At 64.4% G+C, this 12,530-nt stretch carries 14 protein-coding genes; 7 read left to right on the top strand and 7 right to left on the bottom strand.

Going from position 1 to position 12,530, the window contains the following annotated elements; all coding sequences use genetic code 11:
* Nucleotides 1–42: 42 nt before the first annotated feature.
* From QO058_RS24330 to QO058_RS24310, 5 genes are all read left to right on the top strand, one after another.
* The gene (locus QO058_RS24330; RefSeq protein WP_284168793.1) at nt 43–762 is read left to right on the top strand and encodes a GntR family transcriptional regulator; all 720 of its coding nucleotides are present in this window, start codon (nt 43–45) and stop codon (nt 760–762) included.
* Nucleotides 759–2,150 (top strand): hypothetical protein, encoded by a 1,392-nt coding sequence (locus QO058_RS24325; protein WP_284168792.1) that lies wholly within the window; start codon nt 759–761, stop codon nt 2,148–2,150. The genes QO058_RS24330 and QO058_RS24325 overlap by 4 nt, the downstream gene beginning before the upstream one ends.
* A gap of 48 nt (nt 2,151–2,198) precedes the next feature.
* Nucleotides 2,199–3,173 carry a Bug family tripartite tricarboxylate transporter substrate binding protein gene (locus QO058_RS24320; protein ID WP_284168791.1) on the top strand — a complete coding sequence of 325 codons (975 nt, stop codon included), beginning with the start codon at nt 2,199–2,201 and terminating at the stop codon, nt 3,171–3,173.
* 143 nt (nt 3,174–3,316) lie between these two features.
* Nucleotides 3,317–3,697, top strand: coding sequence for a type I restriction endonuclease (locus tag QO058_RS24315; protein ID WP_284168790.1), 381 nt, complete (start codon nt 3,317–3,319; stop codon nt 3,695–3,697).
* 13 nt (nt 3,698–3,710) lie between these two features.
* A complete protein-coding gene (locus tag QO058_RS24310; RefSeq protein ID WP_284168789.1) occupies nt 3,711–4,301 on the top strand; it encodes a hypothetical protein in 591 nt (196 codons plus the stop codon).
* Nucleotides 4,302–4,437: 136 nt separating this feature from the next.
* Here QO058_RS24310 and acuI read toward each other — a convergent pair whose 3' ends face one another.
* Together acuI and QO058_RS24300 are read right to left on the bottom strand one after the other, a co-directional pair.
* The gene (acuI, locus tag QO058_RS24305) at nt 4,438–5,424 is read right to left on the bottom strand and encodes an acrylyl-CoA reductase (NADPH) (RefSeq protein ID WP_284168788.1); all 987 of its coding nucleotides are present in this window, start codon (nt 5,422–5,424) and stop codon (nt 4,438–4,440) included.
* A 220-nt stretch (nt 5,425–5,644) separates the two neighbouring features.
* Entirely contained in the window at nt 5,645–6,880 is a 1,236-nt protein-coding gene (locus tag QO058_RS24300) for an MFS transporter (RefSeq protein WP_284168787.1), read from the bottom strand.
* A 241-nt stretch (nt 6,881–7,121) separates the two neighbouring features.
* Between QO058_RS24300 and QO058_RS24295 the strand changes: the two genes are divergently transcribed.
* Entirely contained in the window at nt 7,122–7,475 is a 354-nt protein-coding gene (locus QO058_RS24295) for a VOC family protein (RefSeq protein ID WP_284168786.1), read from the top strand.
* A gap of 71 nt (nt 7,476–7,546) precedes the next feature.
* Nucleotides 7,547–7,681 (top strand): hypothetical protein, encoded by a 135-nt coding sequence (locus QO058_RS24290; RefSeq protein WP_284168785.1) that lies wholly within the window; start codon nt 7,547–7,549, stop codon nt 7,679–7,681.
* Nucleotides 7,682–7,725: 44 nt separating this feature from the next.
* On the opposite strand, the gene QO058_RS24285 is transcribed toward QO058_RS24290, so the two are convergent.
* The 5 genes from QO058_RS24285 to QO058_RS24265 all read right to left on the bottom strand — a co-directional run bounded on the left by QO058_RS24285 (nt 7,726) and on the right by QO058_RS24265 (nt 12,521).
* Nucleotides 7,726–8,643: a dihydrodipicolinate synthase family protein gene (locus QO058_RS24285; RefSeq protein WP_284168784.1), complete on the bottom strand. Its 918-nt coding sequence runs from the start codon at nt 8,641–8,643 to the stop codon at nt 7,726–7,728.
* A gap of 40 nt (nt 8,644–8,683) precedes the next feature.
* On the bottom strand, nt 8,684–9,223 hold the full coding sequence (locus QO058_RS24280; protein ID WP_284168783.1) for an O-acetyl-ADP-ribose deacetylase: 540 nt from the start codon (nt 9,221–9,223) through the stop codon (nt 8,684–8,686).
* Between the two features lie 69 nt (nt 9,224–9,292).
* Entirely contained in the window at nt 9,293–10,810 is a 1,518-nt protein-coding gene (locus QO058_RS24275) for a tripartite tricarboxylate transporter permease (protein WP_284168782.1), read from the bottom strand.
* Nucleotides 10,811–10,945: 135 nt separating this feature from the next.
* Complete coding sequence (locus tag QO058_RS24270; RefSeq protein ID WP_284168781.1) at nt 10,946–11,434, bottom strand: tripartite tricarboxylate transporter TctB family protein; 489 nt, start codon at nt 11,432–11,434, stop codon at nt 10,946–10,948.
* A gap of 91 nt (nt 11,435–11,525) precedes the next feature.
* A complete protein-coding gene (locus QO058_RS24265) occupies nt 11,526–12,521 on the bottom strand; it encodes a Bug family tripartite tricarboxylate transporter substrate binding protein (RefSeq protein ID WP_284168780.1) in 996 nt (331 codons plus the stop codon).
* Nucleotides 12,522–12,530: the final 9 nt, after the last annotated feature.

Raw genomic sequence — 12,530 nt, 5'->3', positions numbered from 1 at the left:
CTCGAAAACCTGTATACCGGTACTCCGGTTAGAGAAAACGCCATGCCCCGCCTCGCCCGCAATCACCCGCCGACTGCCCTGCCGACCACCACCATCGACCGGACGATGCGCGCGCCGGACCAGGTCTATCGCGCCTTGCGAACGGCGATCGTTACGCTGACCATTGCGCCCGGCAGAGCCCTCTCGGAGGGGGAAGTCGGCGCGGCCTATGCGGTCAGCCGCACACCGGTACGCGAGGCCTTTGCCAAGCTGGCCGAGGAGAGGCTTCTCGACGTCTTCCCCAATCTCGGCACCTTCGTCTCGCTGATCGAGCCAAAGCTGATCGGCGAGGCGATCCTGATCCGCAGGCTGCTCGAAGGCGAAGCCGTCTCACAGGCTGCAGCCAATCGCGACCCGGCGCTGATCGCGGAAATGAGCCGGGCCCTCGCCGACCATGCCGAAGCGGTCGCGGCCGGCGATGCTGCCTACGCCTATCAATGCGATGAGCGCTTCCACCACGCCCTCTTCGCCCGTCAGGGCTTTGATCAGATGTGGATGAGCGTCGATCGGGCGCGGGCGCAGCTGGAGCGCGTCCATCATCTGATGATCGCGCAGCGTGGCGCACTCGGCGACGCGCTCGCCAAGCATCGCGCCATTCTCGGCGCGATCGAGCGAGGCGATGCTTATGCGGCGCATGCCGCGATGCATGTCCATATCGAGGCCAATGGCAGCTTCCTCCAACGGCTCGCCGGTCACGCCCACCCCTTCGTACACGCGCCATGACGACGCCTGCCCCGAAGCGCTCGCTGGGTATCACGGTGATGCCCGACTACGCCCAATCCGAAGGCGTCGACGCTGTCATGGACAACATCGTCAGCCGGCTTGGCTGCGATGTAATCTGCACGATGCCGTCGGTGGCCGAGCGCTGCGCCGAGGGGCTGGGCGTACGCGAGCCACCGGCCGATGCCGGCGCAGGCCTCGTCCGCACGCTCGACCGTCCGCTTTGGGGCGATACAGCCTTGTGGATGCGAACGGCGCCGAGCTTCGTCCCTGAGCCGCGTTTCTATCGCGATTCACCCTATGCTCCGCCGGAGCCGGACGCGCTGACCCATCGCGAAGGCCACGTGGTCGCGCAGATGCTGGCCAAGGCCAAGCGCGCCGGCCTCGCGACGCAGCTCCAGGTGATGGCCGCAGCGCCGCCGGCCCTGCGCGTGCAGCAGCGCCCCGATGCCGGCGCGGACGAGCCGCTGACCGTGTTCGGAACGCCGGTTCGCAATCGCGTCGACGCCAATGTCAGCCTCGCCAGCGAGGGCCTGCGCGCTTATATGCGCGCCCTCGTCGCCGACCTCTTGGCCAACTATCCGGATTGCGACGCGCTGCGCTTCGACTGGCCGGAATATCCGCCCTACGCACTCGACAGCCTGCTCTTCGACTTCAGCCCCCCGGCGGTGAAGCGCGGGCAGGAACTCGGCCACGATGTCGACGCGATCAGGGCGCGGGCGCTGGAAGGGCTTGGCGCGGCCCGGGAGAACGCGGCTGCCGGGACCGTCACGATCGACGCTCTGCTGCAACCGGACGGCTGGGCGGCCGATCTGCTCGCCTTTCGCAGCGCCATCGTCGCGGACTATGTCGGCGCACTGAGCGCCATCGTGAAGGAAGTTTCCTACGGCCGGGTCGGCGTGGTGATGCAGGCTTTTCCGCCTCCGCTCAACCGGCTCTCCGGCTTCGACTTTGCGGCGGTTGACGGCATCGCCGACGAGATTGCCGTCAAGCACTACACCATGCACTGGCCGATGATCGAAAGCGGCTATGTCGAACGGCTGGCAGCGGTCGCCGATGTAGACGCAGATGCAATCTTCACCGAGGTCCATCGCTGGCTCGGCCTCAATGGCGGCGCCACTTGCCCGGGCGCGCTGCGCTATCCGGAACCGCACGAGCCGCACCCGGCCGACGACGCCGCGCTGTACCGGACGGTCGAGATCGCGGGCGGCCAAATCCACCGCTCGCGCCTCTCGGTGATCGCGCATGGCTACGGCCCGCCTGATGATGTCGAGCGCCGGTTCCACGCCGCGCTCGCCACCCCCTGCCGCAACCTGCATCTCAACCGCTACGGCTACCTCTCGGACGAGAAGATCGCGCGGCTCGGCGCGGTCTGGCGGGAGAGTGACTGACGATCAACCGCCCGGCTCGGGGGAGCGGTGGAACAGAGGGAGGACATCATGAAGCCGTTCAAGGCGGTCATCACCGCCATCGCCGTGCTTGCTTCCTGCGTCGCGGCCATCGCACAGGCGCCTTATCCGACCGGCCCGGTCAAGATCATCGTGCCCTTCGCGGCCGGCGGCGCCTCCGACCTCGTTGCACGAACCGTCGCCGAGCGCCTGCAGGCGCTCTGGGGGCAAGGCGTGGTGATCGAGAACATCGGCGGCGGCGGCAGCAATATCGGCGTCGCCGCGCTCGCCCGCGCCAGGCCAGACGGCTACACGCTCGGCCTGGTCAACGCCAGCAGCCACGGCATGAACAAGTGGCTCTACAAGGAGAAGCTCGCCTACGATCCGTTGCGGGATTTCGCTCCGGTCAGCCAGCTTGCGATCACGCCCAACGTGCTCGTGGTCAATCCGGAGAAGGTCCCGGCCAAGACCGTTCCGGAGTTCATCGCGCTGCTGAAGCAGAAGCCGAACGCCCTGAACTTCGGCTCCTCCGGCGTCGGCACCTCGCTGCATGTCGGCATGGAGCTGTTCCAGCAGACGACCGGGACCAAGCTGACCCATGTCCCCTATCGCGGTTCCGGGCCGATGATGGTCGATCTGCTCAGCGGCCAGCTCGATGTCGCACTCGACGGCGCCGCCGTGGCCTGGCCCTATGTCGAGGTGGGCAAGCTTCGGGTGCTCGCCACCTCGATCCCGCAGCGCGCGAGCTTCATGCCCGACCTGCCGGCGCTGAGCGAGTTCCTGCCCGGCTTCGACGTCACTGCCTGGCATGGCCTGGCCGCGCCGGCCGGCACGCCGAAGGAGATCGTCGAGAAGGTCTCGCGCGATGTCCGCGGCATCCTCGAAACGCCGGAGATCCGCGACCGGCTGGCGGCGCAGAAGATCATCGCGCTCGGCATGACACCGGAAGCCTTCCGCGCCTTCATCGAGGCCGAGATCAAGAAGTGGGAGCCGGTGGTCGAGAAGGCGAACATCAAGCTGGAGTGAAGAGAAACCTGTTCGCAGTTCCAAATAGCGCGCTTGCATGCGGAAACGAGAGCGCCTTACAGCCCAGCGTTGCATTTGGCAGTTGAGGAATAGCGAGCTCACGAGCTATCTTTCCCGGCAAATGATACCCGGGGGGATAGCGAGTGATCACGATTGAGGATTTCCGTACGAATCTTGTCTCTTACGCGGAGCGTGTGCAACGCGTTCGCGAGCACATCAAGAATGAAGAAGCCACCAAAGTTGCTTTGATACTGCCATTTATCGCACTGCTAGGCTATGATGACAGAGACCCTACGGAAGTTTCAGCAGAGCATGCCGCTGACTTCTCAGACAAATACAAAAACAGAGTCGACTATGCTATCTTGAAGGAAATGAATCCCATTATCGCCATTGAGTGCAAATCCGTCGGAAACGGAAAGAAAGACGATAGGGGGCAGCTAAAGAGCTATTTTAACGCGTCAAAAAGCGTAAAACTTGGAATACTAACCGACGGAATTATCTATGATTTTTTTTGTAGACTCTGAAGAGCCAAATATGATGGACGATGATCCGTTTCTAATTATTGATTTCGAGAAAATATCTAAAGCACAGGTCTCAGACACGGCTATCGAAGGCCTTTATGCTCTAACAAAGGCCAAATTTGATCCTGATACGATAGCAGAAAATGCGCGACGAAGCCTAACGCATCGCGCATTCTTCGACTATCTGTCGAAACAGTTCGCAGAGCCCTCTATCGACTTCACCCGTTTCCTCCTCAAAGAAAACGATATAAAGCACATAAGATCTCACGCGCTCGAAGGTTACCGGTCTATCACAAAGGCCGCCTTCAATGATGTTTTTACATCAAATGTTCTCAAAAAACTTGATATATCCCCCTCACTTCCCAAGCAACCCGCCCGGATAGAGAACACACCCGCATCGACTCCGATTGAATTACCAGTTCCGTCCCCCACCACGGGAATTGTGACGTCCGACGCAGAGCTTGCTGCGTTTGAAAGCATCAGACGACACCTTGCCTTTCTTTCTGCGGGAAACTCACTGACATTCGATGCAATATCGGATGTCAGATTCCGGGACTATCAGGGGAAGATGGTCGTTTTTACCGGCAGGAGCGAAAGGGTCGACTAATTGACATTATCGAAGCTCGGGATGGGACAATAAAATTCGCAATTGTCGACGGAGGCGACCCCACGCCTGTCTCCGACATAGCTCCATCTGGCGAACGGCTGCGCGCGCTTTTTGAGAAGCGCATCGGTGAGTTTGGCTAACCTATCTCCACCACGACCCGGCCGCGGACCTTGCCGTCAAGCAGAGCGCGGCCGGTTTCGACGACATCCTCCAGCGGGATCGTCGTCGTCATCACCGCGAGCCTGTCGCGATCGAGATCGCGCGCAAGCCGAGCCCAGGCCTCGAGCCGGCGCGGCTTCGGGCACATCACCGAGTCGATGCCGAGCAATGCGACGCCGCGCAGGATGAAGGGCGCGACCGAGGCCGGCAGGTCCATGCCCTGCGCCAGGCCGCAGGCGGCGACGGCGCCGCCATATTTCGTCATCGACAGGACATTGGCGAGCGTGTGTGAGCCGACGGCATCGACACCGGCGATCCAGCGCTCCTTGCCGAGCGGGCGGCCGGGAGCGGAGAGTTCGTTCCGATCGATGATCTCGGCCGCGCCGAGGCCCTTGAGGTAATCCGCCTCCTCCGGCCGACCGGTCGAGGCGATCACATGCCAGCCGGCCTTGGCGAGCAGCGCGGTCGCGACCGAGCCGACGCCGCCCGCCGCACCCGTGACGACGACCGGGCCGTCGGCGGGCGTCACGCCGTAACGCTCCAGGGCGAGCAGGCTGAGCATGGCTGTGTAGCCCGCCGTGCCGATCGCCATCGCCTCGGCGGGGGTCATTCCGTCCGGAAGCGGCACCAGCCAGCCGCCCTTGACCCGGCTCTTCTGGGCGTAGGCGCCGAGATGCGTCTCGCCCGTGCCCCAGCCATTGAGGATGACGAGGTCGCCGGGCTTGAACTCGGGATGATCGGAGGTCTCGACCCGGCCGGCGAAATCGATGCCGGGGATCATCGGCCAGCGCCGCACCACGGGGGCGCGGCCAGTGATGGCGAGGCCGTCCTTGTAGTTCAGCGTCGAATGGGTGACGCGGACGGTGACGTCGCCTTCCATCAGGTCCGCCTCGGCGAACTCGCCGAAAGCGACGCTGGTGCCGGCTTCGCCCTTGCTGGCGATCAGGGCCTTGAAGGTCGACATGAACTCACTCCCGGGAAGGCAGCCCCTCAGCCCTCATCCTGAGGAGCGATCGCAGATCGCGTCTCGAAGGATGCTCCAGATGATTCCGGAACCTCCTGGACCATCCTTCGAGACGCCGCTGCGCGGCTCCTCAGGATGAGGGCTGAGGATAGTGCCGGCGCGCGGGCCAGTTGACCCTGCCCGGCCGCCGCCTGCAAGCGGCAAGCCGGTGCATGTTTGGTCAGGCCGGCTGCGGCACGGCGCGCGCGACCGGCTTCTCGACGATCGGCAGGTTGATCAGTGCCGAGGCGACGCCGAGCGCGACCGAGAGCCACCAGACGATCGTATAGGAGCCGAACTGCTCATACAGGATGCCGCCGAGCAGCACCCCGAGGAAGCCGCCAACCTGATGCGAGAAGAAGGCGAAGCCGTAGAGCATCGCCATGTATTTGGTGCCGAACATCAGCATGACCAGCGCCGAGGTCGGCGGCACGGTCGAGAGCCAGAACACGCCGATGACGATGCCGAAGGCGATCGCGGTCATCGGGCTCGGCGGCAACAGGATGAAGACGGCGATGGCGACCGCCCGGCCGAGATAGATCCAGGCGAGCAGGTGGCGCTTGGGCATGCGCGCGGTCAGCCAGCCGGAGCCGAGCGAGCCGACCGCGTTGGCGAGGCCAATCGCCGCCAGGGTCCAGCCACCGACCCAGGCCGGCAAGCCGGTATCCTTGAGATAGGCCGGCATGTGCACGGTGATGAAGGCGAGCTGGAAGCCGCAGGTGAAGAAGCCGAGCACGAGCAGGACATAGGAGCGATGCTTGAAGGCCTCGGCCAAGGCCTGCGCAATGCTCTGGTTGGGCGCGGCAACCGCACCAGGGGCAGCTGCAGGCTGTTTCGAGCCCCGCATCGCCAGCATCACCGAGAGCGGCAGCACCGGCAACAGCGTGAAGGCGAAGACGATGAGCGCCTGCTGCCAGCCCAGCGTCTCGATCAGGATGCTGCCGATCGGCGGGAAGAGGAACTGGCCGAAGGAGCCGGCCGCCGTGCCGGCGCCGAAGGCGAGCGGGCGCCATTGCTCCGGCAGCAGCTTGCCGAAGGCGGCCAGGACCAGGTTGAAGGAGCAGGCCGAGAGGCCGAAGCCGATCAGCACGCCGGCGCCGAGATGAAGCTGCAGCGGTGTTCCGGCATAGGCCATCGTCACGAGACCGGCAGCATACAGCAGCGCGCCGACGCAGAGCACCCGCACCATGCCGAAGCGGTCGGCGATCGCGCCGGCGAACGGCGCCCCAAGCCCCCAGAGCAGATTCTGGATCGCGAGCGCGAGGCTGAACGTGTCGCGGCCCCAGCCGAACTGGGATGTCATCGGGATCTGGAACAGGCCGGCGCTGGCGCGCGGGCCGAAGCTGATCAGCGCGATCAAGCAGCCGGCGGCGACGATGATCTCCGGCGCGTAGCCGCGCTTGGCGGTGGCGGTCATGACGGGCTCCGGAGCAGGAAACGTGTGTCTGCACGATATGCCGTGCGATAAGGGGCTGCCAACGCGATTCCGTTAGGTCGCGCATCACAGGATTGCATGGAGTTTCCCCTCTGCATTGGAGAGCAGCAATGCTTCGACCCGGCGAATCCCGAGGGCCGGCTGGCGATCTCTACCGCCACACGGCGACCGCGTCCGTGTCATACGAGCTCGCACAGACCATGAGATCGCAAGGAACGACATCATGCCTACCTCGAGCAATGACCGCCGCATCGACTATGTCGAGTTCGTCGTCGCCGACATCCCGCGCGCCCGCAGCTTTTACGAGAAGGCCTTCGGCTGGACGATGACGGATTACGGGCCGGAGTACTGCGCCTTCGCCGATGGCCGGCTGGAGGGCGGCTTCACCACGATCGGGACGGTGAACCCCGGCGGGCCATTGGTCATTCTCTATGCCGACGATCTCGCAGCCATGCAGAAGAGCATCGAGGCGGCAGGCGGCCGGATCGTCAAGTCGGCCTTCGACTTCCCCGGCGGCCGCCGCTTCCATTTCGCCGACCCCGACGGCTACGAGCTGGCAGTCTGGTCGAAGGTCTGAACGCGTCGGAATTTGCCGGCAACGGACCGATTTTTCTGCTATGGTTGTCTCTGCAAATGTGGAGGCTACCTATGCGTGCCGTCGTGCAGTTGCTATCGGCCTATTCCTCCTGGCTGTCCCGGATGCTCCTGGTGTCGCCGGAGTTCATCACCAAAGATCGACGGGGCAACATGCCGCCGCCATCCGGCGGCATCGGAGCCTATTGATCGACGCCGCCCGTCTCTAGCAACGGGCGGCACGAGCCGCTGGGTTATTTCCCCCAGCGCAAGGCCAACGGATCGAGCTCGCGGGCGAGTTCGAGCAGGTCTTCGCGCGTTTTCGGATGCAGCGGCGTCAGCGGATGGCGGACGGCGTCTGATTTGATCACCCCGCCTGCCTTCATCACCGCCTTGGCCGAGCGCAGGCCGCATTGACGGTTCTCGTAGTTGATGATCGGCAGAACGCGGGCATAGAGCGCCGCCGCCTGCTTGCGGTCACCGGCAGCATGGGCGGCCAGGATCGGCTTGATCAGGTCCGGGATCATCGCTGACGTCATCGTGCCGGTGGCGCCGGCGTCGAGATCGGCCATCAGCGTGATCGCCTCCTCGCCGTCGAAGGGGCCGACGATGGCGTCGCCGCCCGCTTCGATCAGGGAGCGCAGCTTGCCCGCCGTGCCCGGCACCTCGATCTTGAAGTAACGGACGAGCGGCACCTCCTTGTTGAGCCTGATCATGAAGGGCACGGTCATGGTCACGCCCGAGAGCGGCGCGTCCTGCAGGATGACGGGCAAGCCGCAGGCATCGGCGACGATCTTGAAGTGCTCGATCATGCCCTGCTCGTCGGCTTTGAGCAGCGCGCCATGATAGGGCGGCATCATCATCAGCATCTTGGCGCCGGCGTCAGCCGCGGCCTTGGCACGCTGCGCGGCGATGCGGGTCGAGAAATGCGAGGTGGTGACGCAGACCGGCACCCGGCCCGCGACCTGCTCGATCGAGAGCCGCATGACCTCGTCGCGCTCGGCATCGGTCAGGAGGAACTGCTCGGAGAAATTGGCGAGGATGCAGATGCCGTCGACACCCTGGTCGACCATCAGGTCCATGACCCGGCGATTGCCGTCATGATCGACATCGCCATTCTCGTGGAAGATCGTCGGCGCGATCGGGATGATGCCCTTGTAGGGTTCGGTCATGGCATGGCCTCGGCTGTTCGTGGCTAAAAAAGAGTGGGAGCTACTGCGCCTGCGGATCGCTGGCCTCGGCGAGCTCGCGCTGGTAGATGGCGAGGTCCTCGGGCGAGAAGCAGCAGAGGGTGATCGCGTCGAAAGCGGCCCCGTTCTTCAGGGCCGAAGCAACCGTCGCCACGGCGATCTTCGCCGCGGGCGCGACCGGATAACCGTAGACGCCGGTGCTGATGCTCGGAAAGGCGATTGTGCGGATGCCCGCCCCAGCCGCGACCGCGAGCGACCGACGATAGCAGGACGCCAGCAGCTCCGCCTCGCTCTGCCCGCCGCCCTGCCAGACCGGCCCGACCGTGTGGATGACGAAGCGCGCCGGCAGGCGATACCCTTGCGTCAGCTTGGCGTCGCCGGTCTGGCAGCCGCCGAGCTTGCGGCATTCCTGCAAGAGTTCGGGCCCCGCGGCGCGATGGATCGCCCCGTCGACGGCGCCGCCGCCCAGGAGCGAGTTGTTGGCTGCATTGACGATGGCATCGACCGTCAACGTCGTGATGTCGGCCTGGATGGCGCGCAGCCTCGATTCCATCATCGACATTCCGCCCTCGGCTCGGTTCTGGACGGTTCACCATAGCGTCGGCAATCAGTCTCCGGCAGTGCGTCTGGGTCAGGCCTTGGCTGCGCGCGCGGTCACCAGCTTGCGGATGCCGCGCCTTGTCGAGCCGATCAGGGGGAAGAGCAGCAGCGCGAGGCCGATCGCCATCAGACTCGCCACCAACGCGTTCGACCAGAAGATCGAGAGCGAGCCCTGGCTGAAGATCATCGACTGGCGGAAGGCGTCCTCGGCCTTGTCGCCGATGACCATGGCCAGCACGAGCGGCGCGATCGGATAATCGAGCTTCTTGAAGAGGTAGCCGACGATGCCGAAGGCGAGCGCCAACCAGATATCGAACTCCTTGTTGCCGACTGTATAGGCGCCGATGAAGCAGACCACGACGATCACCGGACCGATGATCGAGAAGGGGATGCGCAGGATCGAGGCGAAGAGCGGTACCGTTGCAAGTACAACAATGACCGCGACGACGTTGCCGAGATACATCGAGGCGATCAGGCCCCAGACGAAATCGGGCCGCTCGACGAAGAGCATCGGGCCGGGGTTGAGGCCCCAGATCATCAGCCCGCCCATCATCACAGCGGCTGTCGCGGAACCCGGGATACCGAGCGCCAGCATCGGCAGCATGGCGGCGGAGCCGGCGGCATGATCAGCCGTCTCGGGCGAGATCACGCCCTCGGGCTCGCCCTTGCCGAACTTCTCCGGATTGCGCGAGGAGCGCTTGGCCATGGCGTAGCTCATGAAGGAGGCCGCGGTCGGGCCGCCCGGCGTGATGCCCATCCAGATGCCGATGATACTGGAGCGCAGCAGAGCGAGCCAGTAGCGCGGCAGCTTCGCCGCCGTCGCGAGCACGTCGCGCGGACGGACCTTGGCCTTCACCCCGTCGAAGCGAAGCCCCTCCTCCATCGTCTGCAGGAGCTCGCCGAGGCCGAACAGGCCGATCACCGCGATCAGGAAGCTGACACCGGCGAGCAGCGCGTCAAACTCATAGGTCAGGCGGACATTGCCCGAGACCGAATCCATGCCGATCGAGGCGAAGGCAAAGCCCATCGCCATCGAGACGAGCGTCTTTAGCGGCGAGGCGCCGCCGAGCCCGACGAAGCTGGCGAAGGTCATGAAGTAGACCGCGAAATACTCCGGCGAGGAGAATTTCAGCGCGAAGCGCGCGACCCAGCCCGATAGCAGCGTGATCAGGATGACGCCGGCCATGGCGCCGATGCCGGCCGAGAGGAAGGCGAAGGAGAGCGCTTCCGTCGCCCTGCCCTGCTTGGCCATCGGGTGGCCGTCGAAGGTGGTGGCGACCGAGGATGGCTCGCCCGGGATGTTGAATAGGATCGAGGTTGTCGAGCCGCCGAAGAGCGCGCCCCAGTAGAGCGAAGTCAGCAGGATGATCGCCGAGACCGGATCCATGCTGAAGGTCAGCGGCAGCATCAGCGAGACGCCGTTCGGCGCCCCCAGGCCGGGCAGCACGCCGACCAGAATGCCGAGCAGCACGCCGGCGAACATCAGCGCGATGTGATGGGTCGTCAGCGCGACCTCGAAGCCGTGGAGGAGCGAAGCGAAGTTTTCCATGGTGGGCTCCGGCTCGCTGTCTAGATCACGATGATTTTGGATCGAATCGATCCAAAATCATAAAACGTGATCGATTCTAAGAGTTTAGAGCAGGATCTCTGCGAAAAACCGGTTCCCACTTTTTCGCATCCTGCTCTAGAGGCCGAGCATCGCTTCGATCGGCCCTTTGAGCAGGCCGACCTGGGCGAATTTCTCGAGGCCGAGATAGAAGAAGGCGGCGGTGCCGATTGCCGTCGCGAGCGAGGGCAGCCAGCCATAGTGGCCCTGAAAGCGCATCGCGAAGACGAGGTAGAGCAGCATCGCGACATACATGCCGAGCGTCACGCTCAGCACGACGAAGGCGAGCATCGGCACGAAGAAGGAGAGGACGCGCTTGCCCTGCTCCTTGTCGAGGATGATTCCGGCGAGCGCCGCCGAGCCCCCCATCCGCCGGCCGATTGTCGTTACGATCGTGCCGAGGCTGGCGAGTGCGATCAGCAAACCGCAATAGAACGGGAAGGCGCCGGGTTGCGGGCCGGAGGAATCCCAGCCGAGGCCGAATTCGCGGGCGCCGTTGACGATCACGAGGCCGAAGGCGAGCGTCGCCAGCGCTGTCGCGATCTCGGCCTGGAAGCGGCTGATCATCGGCGCTCTCCCGAATGCTGACAGTGTTTCGAACGATCATCCCGGATCGAGCTGTGCCCGTCCGGGATGATCCAAGCGTGACGTGGCGAGGTCAGTTTATGACCCAGCCTTCGTTCTTGAAGACCTTGGCGTTGGCAGCCTCGTCCTTGGCGACGAAGTCGGTGAGCTCCTTGCCCTTCATGAAGCGGGCGGTCTGCGCGGTGCGGGCGATGAACTCGGCCCATTCCGGCGTCTTGCTGACCTTCTCCATCACGTCGGCATAGAAGGCGACGGCGTCAGCGGGAACCTCAGCCGGCAGCCAGACGGTGCGCGGCATCTGGAAGGCCTCGAGCGGCAGGCCCGCTTCCTTGCAGGTCGGGATGTCGCCCCAGCCCTTGCCGTCATGGATCGGGTCGCTCTTGGCGAGGCGCACCGGCGAGAACACGCAGAGCGGCTTCACCTGGCCGGCCTTCCACTGGCCGATGTTCTCGTTCGGGTTGTTGGTGTTGGAATCGACATGGCCGCCGGCGAGCTGGGTCGCAGCTGCGCCACCACCCTGGAAGGGCACGTAGATCCATTTGGCGCCGGTCGCCTCCTGGATCATCGCGGTCAGCGTCTGGTCGGTGTCCTTGGACTGGCTGCCAGCCATCTTGAAGCTGCCGGGCTTGGCCTTGGCCGCCTCGACATAGGCCTTGGCGTCGTTGAAGGGCGCGTCGCCCTTGACCCAGATCAGGAATTCGTCGAGCGCCAGCGCCGAGACGGGCGTCAGGTCGGAGAGCTTGTAGCCGAGCTTGGCAACATAAGGCAGCAGATAGGCATTATTGGTGCCGAAGACGACCTTGTGGGGATCGCCCTTGGCACCCTTGCCATAAATGTAGCCCTCGGCGCCGCTGCCACCGCCCTTGTTGAGCACGACGACCGGCTGTTCGATCAACTTGTGCTTGGCGATGATCGACTGGACGATGCGGGCGAAATTATCGGTGCCGCCGCCGGGACCCGAGGTCACGACGAACTCGACCGACTTGGTCGGCTGCCAGGCTGCGGCCGGAACCACTGCGGCAATGACGGAGGCAAGGGCAACGCCCGCTGCAATACAGAAACGTTTCATGCTGTTTCT

The sequence above is a fragment of the Bosea vestrisii genome (genome assembly GCF_030144325.1).
In the GTDB taxonomy this organism is placed as follows: Bacteria; Pseudomonadota; Alphaproteobacteria; order Rhizobiales; family Beijerinckiaceae; genus Allobosea; species Allobosea vestrisii_A.
This window is presented reverse-complemented; position numbering and strand designations above follow the sequence as displayed.